Below are 13,241 nucleotides of genomic sequence, written 5' to 3'. Positions count from 1 at the left end.
GAAGCTGAAGATCTGACGCTGACGCACCGCCCGCGCGCACGTCGCGCAGGACGAGCCGTCGCAGACTTACGCGGTCAACATCGTCGGCACGCGCAACCTGCTGGCGGCGCTCGCGGGCCTAGACCGCCGCCCGTCGGCCGTGCTGCTCGCCAGCAGCGCGAACATCTACGGCAATTCGACGGCCGGCGTGCTCGACGAAACCGTCGCACCTGCCCCGGCGAACGACTACGCGGTCAGCAAGCTCGCGATGGAATACGCGGCGAAGCTGTGGGCGGACCGGCTGCCGATCGTGATCGCGCGGCCGTTCAACTACACGGGTGTCGGCCAGAGCGATGCGTACCTGCTGCCGAAGCTCGTCGCGCACTACGCGCGCAACGCACCGCGCATCTCGCTCGGCAATCTCGACGTGAGCCGCGATTTCTCCGACGTGCGCGACGTCACGGCCGCGTACCTGAAGCTGGTCGAAGCCGCGCCGGCCGGCGAGACGTTCAACGTCTGCTCGGAGCGCGCGTATTCGCTGAAGGAAGTGTTGGCGATGCTGTCGCGCATCGCCGGTTACGTCATCGACGTGACGATCGATCCGCGTTTCGTGCGGCACAACGAGGTGAAGAGCCTGAGCGGGTCGCGCGACAAGCTGCGGCGCGCGGTGGGCGAACTGCCCGTCACGCCGCTCGACGAAACGCTGCGATGGATGGTGGATGCGATGCGCGACGACGCGCACGCGGGCGAGCATCGCGCCGGGTAAGCCAGGACGATTTGCATCGACACAAAAACGAAGGGCCGTTCGCTCAAGCGAACGGCCCTTCGTCCATTTGTCACGTCAAATCACGTCACGACACGCGTGACCTGCCCCGCTCAGCCTTCGAGGCCGCGCGCGAGATCCTTGCGCAGGTCGCCCGCGTCTTCGAGGCCGACCGACAACCGGATCAGCCCTTCGCTGATCCCCGCTGCCGCGCGCGCTTCCGGTGTGATGCGGGCGTGGGTGGTCGTCGCCGGATGGGTAATGGTCGAGCGCGTGTCACCGAGGTTGCCGGTGATCGAGATCAGCTTCGTGTTGTCGATCACGCGCCACGCATTCGCGCGCTGCTGTTCAGGCGTATCGCCCTTCAGCTCGAACGACAGGATCGACCCGCCCGCCTTCTGCTGACGCTTCGCGAGTTCGTGCTGCGGGTGCGATTCGAGGCCCGGATGAAACACGCGCGCGACGGCCGGATGCGAATCGAGCCAGCGTGCGATCTCCAGCGCGTTCGCCGACTGCTTCTCGACGCGCAGCGACAGCGTCTCCATCCCCTTCAGCAGCACCCACGCGTTGAACGCCGACAGCGTCGGGCCCGCGCTGCGCACGAACGGGAACACCTTGCCCATGATGAATTCCTTCGAGCCGACCAGCGCGCCGCCGAGCACGCGCCCCTGGCCGTCGAGGAATTTCGTCGCCGAGTGCATCACGACATCCGCGCCGAGCTTCAGCGGCTGCTGCAGCACCGGGCTACAGAAACAGTTGTCGACGACGAACAGCGCGTTCGATGCCTTCGCGATCTTGCCGATCGCCTCGATGTCGGCGAGTTCGGTCAGCGGGTTCGACGGCGTCTCGAGGAAGAACATCTTCGTTTCCGGACGTACGGCTTCCTTCCATGCGTTCAGGTCGGTCGGGTCGACGAAGGTCGTCGTGATGCCGAACTTGCTGAAGATCTGCGAGAACATCCCGAGCGTCGAGCCGAACAGGCTGCGCGAGCTGACGAGGTGATCGCCGGCCTGCAGCGCGGCCATCACGACCGACATGATCGCGGCCATCCCCGACGCCGTCGCGATGCACGCCTCGCCGCCCTCGAGCGCCGCGAGACGCTCCTGGAACATGGTGACCGTCGGGTTCGTGAAGCGCGAATAGGTGAAGTAGTCTTCCGAATTCGCGAAGCGCTCGGCCGCGTCGGCCGCGCTCTGGAAGCAGAAGCTCGACGTGAGGAACAGCGCTTCCGAGTGCTCGTTGAAGTCGCTGCGCAGCGTGCCCGCGCGCACGGCAAGCGTGTCGAAGTTGAGGGAGTCGTCCATGTTCCGTTTTCCGTATTCGATGGCCGCGCGGGTGGCGCGAACCCAGTCAAAACCAGGCCAAAACAAAAAGCCCGCTATGCGTCGGCATCAGCGGGCTTCGGTGCGGTACGACAGCGATCGACTCGGGCCGGTTGCCACCGGCCTTCGCTTTAGCTGTTTTGGGAAGTCGCCCCGCGTCCGCAAGCTGATATCAAATCGACGCAAGGCCACATCCTATCACGCTTCGTCAAAAGCGTGCGCCGGTGTCACTCGACCGACAGCTGCAGGTTCATCTGCGAGCGTTCGGTGTCGCCAGCCGTGTCGCGATCGGCCTGCGATGCCGGCGTGAGGCGCGCGCGCTCGATCGCATCGAGATACTCGGGCGTCACGTCGCCGGTGATGTAGTTGCCGTCGAAACACGACGCCTCGAAGCGTTCGAGCTTCGGGTTGATGTCGCGCACCGCGCGGCGCAGGTCGTCGACGTCCTGGTAGATCAGGTGATCGGCGCCGATGATCTTCGCGACGTCTTCGTCGGTACGGCCATGTGCGACCAGCTCGCCGCGCGTCGGCATGTCGATGCCGTACACGTTCGGGAACTTCACGGGCGGCGCGGCCGACGCGAAGATCACCGACTTCGCGCCCGCATCGCGCGCCATCTGCACGATTTCATGCGAGGTCGTGCCGCGCACGATCGAATCGTCGACGATCAGCACGTTCTTGTCCTTGAACTCGATGCTCATCGCATTGAGCTTCTGGCGCACCGACTTCTTGCGCACGGCCTGGCCCGGCATGATGAAGGTGCGGCCGACGTAGCGGTTCTTGAAGAAGCCTTCGCGGTACTCGACGCCGAGCTTCGCGGCGACCTGCATCGCGGCCGGGCGCGACGAATCGGGAATCGGCATCACGACGTCGATCTGCACGTTCGGCAGCTCGCGCTTGATCTTCTCGGCGAGATAGTCGCCCATGCGCAGACGCACGTTGTAGACCGGCACGCCATCGAGGCACGAATCCGGACGCGCGAGGTACACGTATTCGAACATGCACGGATTCAGCGTCGGCTGCTCCGCGCACTGCTGGCTGTGGAAGTTGCCGGCCGGGTCGATGAAGATCGCTTCGCCCGGCTGCACGTCGCGGACGAATTCGAAACCGATGCCTTCGACGGCCACCGACTCCGACGCGACCATCCACTCGGTGCCGTGCTCGGTTTCGAGCTTGCCGATGCACAGCGGGCGGATGCCGAACGGATCGCGGAACGCGAGCAGGCCGTAGCCGGCGATCAGCGACACGATCGCATACGAGCCCTGCAGGCGGCGATGCACGCCCGCGACGGCCTTGAACACCGACGCCGGGTCGAGTTCGAGGCCCGTGGTCGACAGTTGCAGCTCGTGCGCGAACACGTTGAGCAGCACTTCGCTGTCGGAATTGGTGTTGAGATGCCGGCGGTCGATCCGGAACATCTCGTCCTTCAGTTGCTGCCAGTTCGTCAGGTTGCCGTTATGCGCGAGGATGATCCCGAACGGCGCGTTCACGTAGAACGGTTGCGCCTCGGCTTCGCTCGACGCCGAGCCGGCGGTCGGGTAGCGCACCTGGCCGATGCCGTAGGTGCCGGGCAGGCTGCGCATGTTGCGCGTGCGGAACACGTCGCGCACCATGCCGTTCGCCTTGTACATGTGGAAATTGCTGCCGTCCGCCGTCGCAATGCCCGCCGCGTCCTGACCGCGATGCTGCAGCAGCAGCAGGCTGTCATAGATCAGCTGATTGACCGGGGATTGGGAGATAACGCCTACGATGCCGCACATGGCATGTCCTTCAGAATGACAAAATCGGTTCCGTCCTGCCCGGCCGCGTCGTCACACGCGTACGTACTGGGCCATGCCGTCGGGCAGGAGCTGCTTCAGCTCATGCACGCCCTGTTCGGCGAAAGGACGCAATAGCGCATTGCGCCAGAAATCCTGTTTGGGCAGTTCGGTCAGCCCGGCCGCCGCGACCAGCAGCACTACCAGCACGCAGCCGCGGACGAGCCCGAACATCATGCCCAGCGAGCGGTCGACGCCGCCCAGGCCACTCGCCTGCGCGATCCGCGACAGCAGCGCGTTCGCCACACCGGCGACCAGCACCACGCCGATCACGACCAACGCGAAGGCGATCACCCACTGCGTCAGCGCGCCGCCCGGCCAGTTCGCCGGGATATACGGCACGACCAGTCCGACGTAGCGGCCCGCGATCACGATCGCCGCGATCCAGCCGATCAGCCCGAAAATCTCGGACACGAAGCCGCGCCACGCACCGCGTAGCGCCGACAACACAATCACCGCCAATACAGCGTAGTCGAAAGCCGTCAGCATCGTGCGTTACTGCGTCAGACCGGCTTCGCGCACCTTCGCGATCGCGGCGGAAGCCGCCGCACGATCCGCGAACGGGCCCGCACGCAACAGTGTAGCCGTGCTGCCGTCCGCCTGCTTGCGATGCTCGACATATGCGGGCACGCCCGCCGATTTCAATTTGGTGGCCCACGAACGGGCCGTCGCGTCGTCCTTGAACGAACCGAGCTGCACCGCGAAGCGCGCACCGGCCGGCGACGACGGCGATGAAGCATCGCTGCTGTCCGGGCTGGCGGCGTCGGCATTCGCGACGGCCGCGGGCGCAGGCTTCGGCGCAGCCGGCTTCGCCACGGGGGCAGCCGGTTTCGGCGCGGGCTTCGGCGGCGTCACGCTTGCCGTGGTCGTGGTATCGGGTTTCGCAGCCGGCTTGTCGGCATCCTTCGGCGCGGGCGCCGGTGCAGCCGCAACGGCCACATCGGATGCCGGCGGCTCGTCGTGCGCGACGCCCGCCTGTACGTCGGACGCGTCATCGTCGCGCGGCGCGACCGCCTGGTGCGCGGGCCGGTTCGGAATGTCGATTGCGATATCGTCCGTGACCGGCTTCGGGTGCGAATCGAGCACCATCGGCAGCACGATCACGGCTGCGACGACGAGCGCGATCGCGCCGACGAGGCGACGGCGCGCGCGTTGCTTTTCTGGAAGGGTCGGATCGAGGAGCAGTGCGTCCGATTCCGGACGCTCGGTACGGCGTGAGCGTCGCTCGACGCGTTCAGTGCGCTCCGTGCGCACGTTCCGGGAGGTCCCGGTGCGACCGCCGCGCCGCTGGGGCGCGTCGTCGTCTTTTTTGCCGAACGAGAAAATTCCCATGAATGGCTGAGTCCGAAACTGCCCGTCAGTCAGTGTTGCTGCGATTTACGGTAGGCCAGCACGCCGGCAACCGTATGGAAACTGCCGAAAACCACGATTCTATCATTCTCGGATGCTCTTTTTAGTGCATCGCGAAACGCTTCGGCGGGCGACGTGTAACGCGTGACGCTCGAATCGGGCCCCTCCTCCACGCCGGCCTTGCGCAGCGCGGCTTCGAGCTGCTCCGCGGACGCCGCGCGCGGCAGCGGCAGGTCGGTCACGCACCAGTGGTCAACCTCGCCTTTGAGGTGCTGCAGCACGCCGTCGATGTCCTTGTCGTGCATCGCGCCGAACACTGCGTACGTGTACGGGAAGAAGCCCATGTTGCCGAGATTTTGCTCGAGCACGGCCGATGCATGCGGGTTGTGCGCGACGTCGAGCACGATCGCCGGCTTGCCGGGCAGCACCTGGAAGCGCCCCGGCAGTTCGACGTTCGCGAGGCCGAGCCGGATGTCCTGCGCCGACACCGGCAGCAGCGGGCGCAGCGCTTCGAGCGCGGCGAGCGCGGCCGATGCATTGATCAGCTGATTCGCCCCGCGCAGCGCCGGATACGCAAGCGCCGGATAGCGCTTCTCGCGCCCGAGGTAGCTCCACTGCTGGCGCTCCGCGCCTGCCTGCGCCTCGTAGCGGAAATCGCGTCCGACGAGCCACAGATCGGCGCCGACCGCTTCTGCGTGGTCGATCAGCGTTTGCGGCGCGGCCGGATCGCCGCAGATCGCCGGCTTGCCGGAGCGGAAGATCCCGGCCTTCTCGAACGCGATCTTCTCGCGCGTGTCGCCGAGGTATTCGGTGTGGTCGATGTCGATGCTCGTGACGATCGCGCAATCGGTATCGATGATGTTGACCGCATCGAGCCGGCCGCCGAGGCCGACTTCGAGGATCACCGCGTCGAGCCCGCGCGATGCGAACAGGTGCAGGATCGCGAGCGTCGTGAATTCGAAGTACGTGAGCGACACGGGCTCGGGCAGCGACGTGCGCGCGGCTTCGACGGCCTCGAAGTGCGGCAGCAGCTCGTCATCGGTGACGTTCTGCCCGTTCACGCGCGCGCGCTCGTTGAATTCGAGCAGGTGCGGCGACGTGTGGCAGCCGACCTTGTAACCGGCGCGCACGAGGATCGTCTCGAGGAACGCGCAGGTCGAGCCCTTGCCGTTCGTGCCGCCGACGGTGATGACGGGGCACGCGAATTCGAGCTGCAGCGCCGCCTTGACCTGCCCGATGCGGGTCAGGCCCATGTCGATGCCGACCGGGTGCGCGCGTTCGAGATGCGAAAGCCACGCGTCGAGAGTGGGAAAAGTGCTCATCGGTTCAAATCTGGATCGGGACCGCCACTACGCCAAAAAACGAAGCGCGCCGCCTGGCGCTGAAACCAGGCGACGCGCAGTGTTCACCATCTTGCGCCGGTCAAGCCAGCGCGTCGGCCGGCTGTCGCTGCAGCAGCGCGAGCAGCTGCGCGATCTCGTCGCGCAGCTTGCGGCGGTCGACGATCATGTCGATCGCGCCCGTCTTCAGCAGGAATTCGGCGCGCTGGAAGCCTTCCGGCAGCTTCTCGCGAACCGTCTGCTCGATCACGCGCGGGCCGGCAAAGCCGATCAGCGCCTTCGGTTCGGCGATCACGACGTCGCCGAGGAAGGCGAAGCTCGCCGACACGCCACCCATCGTCGGGTCGGTCAGCACCGAGATGAACGGCAGCTTCGCTTCGGCCAGCTTGGTCAGCATCGCGGTGGTTTTCGCCATCTGCATCAGCGACAACAGGCTTTCCTGCATCCGCGCACCGCCCGAAGCCGTGAAACAGATGAACGGCACTTGCTGTTCCAGCGCGTTCTGCGCGCCGCGTGCGAAGCGCTCGCCGACCACCGAGCCCATCGAGCCGCCCATGAACGAGAACTCGAAGCAGGCCGCGACCACCGGAAGCGTGTGGATCGCACCGCCCATCACGACCATCGCGTCGGTTTCGCCCGTGTCGTCCATCGCTTCCTTCAGACGATCGGGGTACTTGCGGCTGTCCTTGAACTTCAGCGTGTCGACCGGCACGATTTCCTGGCCGATCTCGTAGCGGCCTTCCGGATCGAGCAGCCCGTCGAGGCGCTCACGCGCACCGATGCGCATGTGGTGATCGCACTTCGGGCACACGTGCAGGTTCGCGTCCACGTCGTTGCGGTACAGCACGGCCTCGCAGGACGGGCACTTGACCCACAGGCCTTCCGGAATGCCCTTGCGGCTTTTCGGGTCGGTCTGCTTGATCTTCGGCGGCAACAGTTTGTCGAGCCAGCTCATCGTATGGTTTCCTGTTCCGTGGCGGGCCGGGCCGCATGGCCCGTTCCCGCTTCCTGTGTTGTGTTTATCGCGCCGTCTTGCCCGCGCCGTCCAGGGCGGCGCGCAGCTCGGCGATGAAAGTCTTCAGCGCGGCGGCGGCACCCTCCGGCGCAGCGCTTTCGAGCAGCTGCACGAGGCGGCTGCCGATCACGACGGCGTCCGACACTTCGGCCACCGCGCGCGCCGTTTCGGCGTCGCGAATACCGAAGCCGACGCCGACCGGAACCGGCACGCGCGACTTGATGGCCGGGATTTTACCCGCAATGCTCGAAACATCCAGATTTCCTGCGCCGGTCACGCCCTTGAGCGACACGTAATACACGTAGCCGCTCGCGATCTTGCCGACGTCGGCAATGCGTTCGTCGGTCGACGTGGGCGCGAGCAGGAAGATCGGATCGATCTGCGCGGCACGCATTTTCTCGGCGAACACGCCCGCCTCTTCCGGCGGATAGTCGACGACGAGCACACCGTCGACGCCGGCCGCCTGTGCTTCGGCCGCGAACGCGTCGACGCCCATCCGCTCGATCGGGTTCGCATAGCCCATCAGCACGACGGGGGTTTTGGGGTCGGTTTCGCGAAAGCGCTTCACGTCGGCGAGCACGCTCTTGAGCGTGACACCGCGCGCGAGCGCGCGCTCCGACGAGCGCTGGATCACGGGGCCGTCGGCCATCGGGTCCGAGAACGGCACGCCGAGTTCGATCACGTCCGCGCCGCCTTCGGCGAGCGCGTGCATGAATTCGACCGTCTTGGCCGGATGGGGGTCGCCGGCCGTGATGAACGGGATCAGGCCCTTACGGCCTTGTTCGGCAAGCGCGGCGAAGGTTTGCTGAATACGGGACATGGCAATTTTCCTAGATGCGTTCGGCGATGCGGCGGCGCGATTCACGCGCACGCCGGCGCAGCGAGCGCGTTCACGCGCTCGTGCGCGATCGCACAATAGCTTTCGTTGATCTCGTAGCCGACGAAGTCGCGCCCCTGCCGTGCGCAGGCCACCGCGGTCGTGCCGCTGCCCATGAACGGATCGAGCACGCGGCCGCCCGGCGGGCAGCTTGCGAGCACCATCCGCTCGATGATTTCCAGCGGCTTCTGGGTCGGATGATCGACGCGCTCCGCGTGCTGCCGGTGCAGGCGCGAGACCGACCAGACGTCCTTCGGGTTGTAGCCCATCTCCAGCCACTTGCTGCCTTCGAACAGCTTGCGCGAGCGGGCCTTCTTCGTATCGGCGTCGTACGGGATGCGGACCGGATCGAGATCGAAGTAATACGCCTTGGAAACCGCGAAAAAGCCGATGTTGTCGTGCACCGACGTGAAACGGCGCGTCGTGCCGCCCATGCTCGGCACGCGTCGGTCCCAGATGATCTCGTTGACCATCGTGAGCTGCGTCTTCAGGAAACTGAAGATTTCCGGCGCGTACTGCCACGTGCAGAAGATGTACATCGACCCGCTCGGCTTCAGCTTCGGAATCGCGAGCTCGAGCCACCCGCGCGTCCACGCGAGAAAGTCGTCGCCCGAACGCTTGTCCGAGTCGTTGCCGTAGTCCTTGCCGAGCCCGTACGGCGGATCGGCGACGATCAGGTCGATCGACGCGTCCGGCAGGTGCGCGGCATGGGTCAGGAAATCGCGGTTATGCAGTTCGATCCCGGACGGCAGCGCGCGCGGCACGGCAGCGGCGGGCTGAACCGCCCCCGCCTCGCTCGCGGCGCCGCCGCCCGGTTCTTCGATCAGGTCACGCATCGGTCGGGGTCAGAGTTCGATGCCCGATCGCTCGGCGACCGTGTGCATGTCCTTGTCGCCGCGGCCCGACAGGTTGACGAGCAGGATCTTGTCCTTCGGCAACGTCGGCGCGAGCTTCACGCCATACGCGATCGCGTGGCTCGACTCGAGCGCGGGAATGATCCCCTCGATCCGGCAGCAGTCGTGGAACGCCTTCAGCGCTTCCTCGTCGGTGATGCCGACGTACTGCGCCCGGCCGCTGTCCTTCAGCCACGCGTGCTCGGGGCCGACGCCCGGATAGTCGAGGCCCGCCGACACCGAATGCGTCTCGATGATCTGGCCGTCGTCGTCCTGCAGCAGGTAGGTACGGTTGCCGTGCAGGACGCCCGGGCTGCCGGCGATCAGCGACGCCGCGTGATGGCCCGTGTCGAGGCCGTCGCCGGCGGCTTCGACGCCGATCAGCTGCACCGAGGTGTCGTCGATGTACGGATAGAAGATGCCCATCGCGTTCGAACCGCCGCCCACACAGGCGATCACCGCGTCAGGCTGCCGGCCGGCGAGCTCGGGCATCTGCACCTTGCACTCGTCGCCGATCACGCGCTGGAAGTCGCGCACCATCATCGGGTACGGGTGCGGACCCGCGACCGTGCCGATGATGTAGAACGTGTTCTCGATGTTCGTGACCCAGTCGCGCATCGCTTCGTTCAGCGCGTCCTTCAGCGTGCGCGAACCCGACTCGACCGGCACGACCGTCGCGCCGAGCAGTTTCATCCGGTAGACGTTCGCGGCCTGGCGGCGCACGTCTTCCGAACCCATGTAGACGACGCACTCCATCCCGAAGCGCGCGCAGATCGTCGCGGTCGCGACGCCGTGCTGGCCGGCGCCCGTCTCGGCGATCACGCGCTTCTTGCCCATGCGCTTCGCGAGCAGCGCCTGGCCGATCACGTTGTTGATCTTGTGCGCACCCGTGTGGTTCAGGTCTTCGCGCTTCAGGTAGATCTGCGCGCCGCCGAGCGTCTCGCTCCAGCGCTGTGCGTGATAGATCGGCGACGGGCGGCCGACGAAATGCTTCAGCTCGCGCTCGAATTCGGCGACGAAATCGGGATCGTTCTGGAATTTTTCATACGCCGCGCGCAGTTCGTCCAGCGCGTGAATCAGCGTCTCGGCGACAAACGTGCCGCCATACGGGCCGAAGTGGCCGCGATCATCAGGAAGGTTGTACATGGTGTCTCTCTCGATCGGTCGGCGCGCCCCGCTTTCGGGGCCGCACCGCTTGCATCACCCGGCGTCCGCTTCGCGCACCGCGCGTACGAACGCCGCCATCCGGGCGTGATCCTTCACGCCCTTCGCGCCCTCCACTTCGATGCCACTCGAGACATCGACAGCAAACGGGCGCAACTGGCGAATCGCATCACCGACGTTTTGCGCGCTCAAGCCACCACTCAAAACGGCCCGATGCGCGAGCTCTGCGGGAATAAGAGACCAATCGAAGACCTTGCCGCTACCACCGTAATCCGGCACCAGGGTGTCGAACAGGAGGCCGCGCGCTTTCGAATAACGAAGACCCGATTCTACCAAATCGGCCGACTGCGTCGAGGGGCCCACGCGCACCGCGCGCAGCCACGGCAGGCGCGCCGCGCGGCCTAGCGCGTCGCACTGTTCGGGCGTCTCGTCGCCATGGAACTGCAGCAGCGTGAGCGGCACGTCGCGCACGACGGCCTCGATCTCGGCCTCGGTCGCGTTCACGAACAGCCCGACCACCGACACGAACGGCGGCGCGAGACGCGCCAGCTCGGCCGCCTGCGCGATCGACACCGCGCGCGGGCTCTTCGGGTAGAACACGAGGCCGATCGCATCGGCGCCGAGCGCGGCCGCGTGCAGCACGTCCTCGGGGCGCGACAGCCCGCACAGCTTGATGCGGGTGCGCGGCGGCAGACCGGCCGCGGCGGGAGTCGAGGGAGACACGGCGTGATCCGTCATGATTGCGGGTCCAGATCGGCCCAGACGCTGCTCCACGGCACACTGCCGAGCTGCGCGGGCGGGACGGCGAATTCCGCCGGGTAGCCGACGTGGGCGAGATACAGCCCGTCGGCCATGAACGTGGGCGCCGCGAGATTGCGGTCGCGCCCGGCCAGCACGTCGGCGAGCCAGTCGGCCGGATAGCGGCCTCGACCGACCGCGACGAGGCAGCCCATCAGGTTGCGCACCATGTGGTGCAGGAACGCGTTGGCGCGGAACCGGAAATGAACGAAATGGCCCACGCGCCGCACGTCGATCTGGTACAGGTGTTTGACCGGCGTCTTCGACTGGCATTCCGACGACCGGAACGACGAGAAATCGTGCTCGCCGATCAGGTGCGCGGCGGCGGCGCGCATCGCGTCGTCGTCGAGCGGCGTATGGATCCAGCCCGCGCGCCCCGCCAGCATCGGCGAGCGCACGGGATGCACGTACAGCGCGTAGTAATAGGTGCGTTCGAACGCCGAGAAACGCGCGTGGAACGTGTCCGGCATCGGCTTCGCCCACTGCACCGCCACGGTCGACGGCAGGAACGCGTTGGTGCCGCGCACCCACGAGAAGACTTCGCGATCGAGGTCGGTATCGAAGTGCACGACCTGCCCGAGCCCGTGCACGCCCGTGTCGGTTCGCCCGGCCACCGTCGTATGCAGCGGCACGCGCGCGAACTCGGCCAGCGCGTGCTCGAGCCGATCCTGCACGGTCTTGCCGTGCGGCTGCGCCTGCCAGCCGCAGAACGCCGCGCCGTCGTACTGAATGCCGAGCGCGATCCGCATCACGCCTCGTCCGCCAGCTTCGCAAGCAGCGCGCGCGCATCGTCGCGCGTCGCAACGTCGTTCGCGTCGACCACTTCCTGCAGCAGCGTCCGCGCACCGGACAGGTCGCCCAGCTCGACGTACTCGGATGCGAGGTCGAGCTTGTTGCGCGCGATACGGGCAAGCTCGTCCGGCGTCAGCGCCGGCAACGCAGCGCCCGGCGCAGACGGCAGGTCGAGATCGAAATCGAGCTTCAGTGCACCGAACTGCGCGCCACCGAGCGGCGGCAGCGACGACGTCGCGAACGGGCTGCCCGCCTGGCTCGCAGGCGTCGCCGCGTCCGGATCCCAATCGAACTCGTCATCCTGGTCGGCCGGATGTTCCGGGGCCGGATCGATCGAGCCAATCGGCAGGTGCTGGGTGACTTGACCGTTAGTTGCGATTTTGCCGGTGTCGGACTGCCCTGCCTGCGCAGCTGGCTCATCCGCTGCCAGCGACAACTCGTCCGGCGTGCGCGGCGGCAGCGGCATGTCGAGGCTGTTGAGCGCGCTGATCGCGTTCTGCATCAGCGTCGCATGCTGCGCTTCGGCGGGTGCGGGTGCGGCCGGCGTCTCGACCGGCGTCTCCACCGGCATCGCTATCCGCGTCTCCACCGACGTCTCGATCGGCGTCTCTGCCGACGCTTCGACCGGCTTTTCGGCCTGTGTTTCGGCCGCGACCTTTTCGATCGGCTCGGCATCGCGCGAAACCGGAGCCGCCTCGCTCGCCGGCGGCACTACGGCGTGCGCGGTCGGCAATTCAGGCTGCTCGACATGCGGCTTCGCCACATCCGACGCCGGCGGCACATCCGTATCCGGCGTCTCGACCGGCTCCGCCGCTGCGGCAGTCGCCGCGGCCAGGCTCAAGTCGGAAGCGGCATCACGCGCGACCGGCATCTCGGGCCGGATCGGCAGTTCAGGTTCGACAGAAGGCGCGGCTTCGGCTTGCGCAGTGGCAGCCGCAGCCGCGACACCGCCCGCTACCGTAGCGGTAGCCGCCGTGTCCGAACCCGCATCGTCCGTGCGCCGGCCCTTCCTGCGCTTGCGCCACGCGAAACCTGCCGCGAGGACGATCACGGCCGCACCGGCCACCGCGGCCGGACGCCAGTCCATCTGCTCGTTACCGCGTGCAGGTGCTGCGACCGGCGCGGCCGGTA

Annotated in this window: 12 protein-coding genes and 1 pseudogene; 1 reads left to right on the top strand and 12 read right to left on the bottom strand. The window is 66.8% G+C overall.

Going from position 1 to position 13,241, the window contains the following annotated elements; all coding sequences use genetic code 11:
- Positions 1–28: 28 nt before the first annotated feature.
- A pseudogene (locus tag G3N99_RS23250) lies at positions 29–745 on the top strand (GDP-mannose 4,6-dehydratase); the annotation flags it as partial.
- Positions 746–855: 110 nt separating this feature from the next.
- Here the strand turns inward: G3N99_RS23250 and G3N99_RS23245 are convergent.
- The 12 genes from G3N99_RS23245 to G3N99_RS23190 form a co-directional block, all read right to left on the bottom strand.
- On the bottom strand, positions 856–2,046 hold the full coding sequence (locus G3N99_RS23245) for an O-succinylhomoserine sulfhydrylase (RefSeq protein ID WP_039358331.1): 1,191 nt from the start codon (positions 2,044–2,046) through the stop codon (positions 856–858).
- A 245-nt stretch (positions 2,047–2,291) separates the two neighbouring features.
- Positions 2,292–3,824 (bottom strand): amidophosphoribosyltransferase, encoded by a 1,533-nt coding sequence (gene purF / locus G3N99_RS23240; RefSeq protein WP_174937156.1) that lies wholly within the window; start codon positions 3,822–3,824, stop codon positions 2,292–2,294.
- A 51-nt stretch (positions 3,825–3,875) separates the two neighbouring features.
- Positions 3,876–4,370, bottom strand: coding sequence for a CvpA family protein (locus tag G3N99_RS23235; RefSeq protein ID WP_006491262.1), 495 nt, complete (start codon positions 4,368–4,370; stop codon positions 3,876–3,878).
- A gap of 6 nt (positions 4,371–4,376) precedes the next feature.
- Positions 4,377–5,213 carry an SPOR domain-containing protein gene (locus G3N99_RS23230; RefSeq protein WP_174937153.1) on the bottom strand — a complete coding sequence of 279 codons (837 nt, stop codon included), beginning with the start codon at positions 5,211–5,213 and terminating at the stop codon, positions 4,377–4,379.
- 29 nt (positions 5,214–5,242) lie between these two features.
- Positions 5,243–6,553: a bifunctional tetrahydrofolate synthase/dihydrofolate synthase gene (gene folC / locus G3N99_RS23225; protein WP_206123568.1), complete on the bottom strand. Its 1,311-nt coding sequence runs from the start codon at positions 6,551–6,553 to the stop codon at positions 5,243–5,245.
- Between the two features lie 100 nt (positions 6,554–6,653).
- Complete coding sequence (gene accD, locus G3N99_RS23220; RefSeq protein ID WP_011355716.1) at positions 6,654–7,526, bottom strand: acetyl-CoA carboxylase, carboxyltransferase subunit beta; 873 nt, start codon at positions 7,524–7,526, stop codon at positions 6,654–6,656.
- Between the two features lie 64 nt (positions 7,527–7,590).
- The gene (gene trpA, locus G3N99_RS23215) at positions 7,591–8,406 is read right to left on the bottom strand and encodes a tryptophan synthase subunit alpha (RefSeq protein WP_206123567.1); all 816 of its coding nucleotides are present in this window, start codon (positions 8,404–8,406) and stop codon (positions 7,591–7,593) included.
- A gap of 41 nt (positions 8,407–8,447) precedes the next feature.
- A complete protein-coding gene (locus G3N99_RS23210) occupies positions 8,448–9,299 on the bottom strand; it encodes a site-specific DNA-methyltransferase (RefSeq protein WP_174937147.1) in 852 nt (283 codons plus the stop codon).
- Between the two features lie 9 nt (positions 9,300–9,308).
- Positions 9,309–10,502, bottom strand: a complete 1,194-nt coding sequence (gene trpB / locus G3N99_RS23205) for a tryptophan synthase subunit beta (protein ID WP_043177597.1) — start codon at positions 10,500–10,502, stop codon at positions 9,309–9,311.
- A 54-nt stretch (positions 10,503–10,556) separates the two neighbouring features.
- Positions 10,557–11,258: a phosphoribosylanthranilate isomerase gene (locus G3N99_RS23200; protein ID WP_206123566.1), complete on the bottom strand. Its 702-nt coding sequence runs from the start codon at positions 11,256–11,258 to the stop codon at positions 10,557–10,559.
- Positions 11,255–12,067, bottom strand: a complete 813-nt coding sequence (truA, locus tag G3N99_RS23195; protein ID WP_174930535.1) for a tRNA pseudouridine(38-40) synthase TruA — start codon at positions 12,065–12,067, stop codon at positions 11,255–11,257. The genes G3N99_RS23200 and truA overlap by 4 nt, the downstream gene beginning before the upstream one ends.
- On the bottom strand, positions 12,067–13,241 hold a 1,175-nt coding region (locus G3N99_RS23190), incomplete at its 5' end, for a FimV/HubP family polar landmark protein (RefSeq protein ID WP_277396412.1). The genes truA and G3N99_RS23190, both read right to left, overlap by 1 nt.

This window comes from Burkholderia sp. Ac-20392 (genome assembly GCF_017104585.1).
In the GTDB taxonomy this organism is placed as follows: Bacteria; Pseudomonadota; Gammaproteobacteria; order Burkholderiales; family Burkholderiaceae; genus Burkholderia; species Burkholderia lata.
The sequence above is the reverse complement of the archived record's forward strand: the minus strand, read 5'-3'. Positions and strand labels throughout refer to the sequence as shown.

Coding starts and splice junctions, on each gene's coding strand:
- G3N99_RS23245 (WP_039358331.1), bottom strand. CDS start 2,046: ATGGACGACTCCCTCAACTTCGACACGCTTGCCGTGCGCGCGGGCACG.
- purF (WP_174937156.1), bottom strand. CDS start 3,824: ATGTGCGGCATCGTAGGCGTTATCTCCCAATCCCCGGTCAATCAGCTG.
- G3N99_RS23235 (WP_006491262.1), bottom strand. CDS start 4,370: ATGCTGACGGCTTTCGACTACGCTGTATTGGCGGTGATTGTGTTGTCG.
- G3N99_RS23230 (WP_174937153.1), bottom strand. CDS start 5,213: ATGGGAATTTTCTCGTTCGGCAAAAAAGACGACGACGCGCCCCAGCGG.
- folC (WP_206123568.1), bottom strand. CDS start 6,553: ATGAGCACTTTTCCCACTCTCGACGCGTGGCTTTCGCATCTCGAACGC.
- accD (WP_011355716.1), bottom strand. CDS start 7,526: ATGAGCTGGCTCGACAAACTGTTGCCGCCGAAGATCAAGCAGACCGAC.
- trpA (WP_206123567.1), bottom strand. CDS start 8,406: ATGTCCCGTATTCAGCAAACCTTCGCCGCGCTTGCCGAACAAGGCCGT.
- G3N99_RS23210 (WP_174937147.1), bottom strand. CDS start 9,299: ATGCGTGACCTGATCGAAGAACCGGGCGGCGGCGCCGCGAGCGAGGCG.
- trpB (WP_043177597.1), bottom strand. CDS start 10,502: ATGTACAACCTTCCTGATGATCGCGGCCACTTCGGCCCGTATGGCGGC.
- G3N99_RS23200 (WP_206123566.1), bottom strand. CDS start 11,258: ATGACGGATCACGCCGTGTCTCCCTCGACTCCCGCCGCGGCCGGTCTG.
- truA (WP_174930535.1), bottom strand. CDS start 12,067: ATGCGGATCGCGCTCGGCATTCAGTACGACGGCGCGGCGTTCTGCGGC.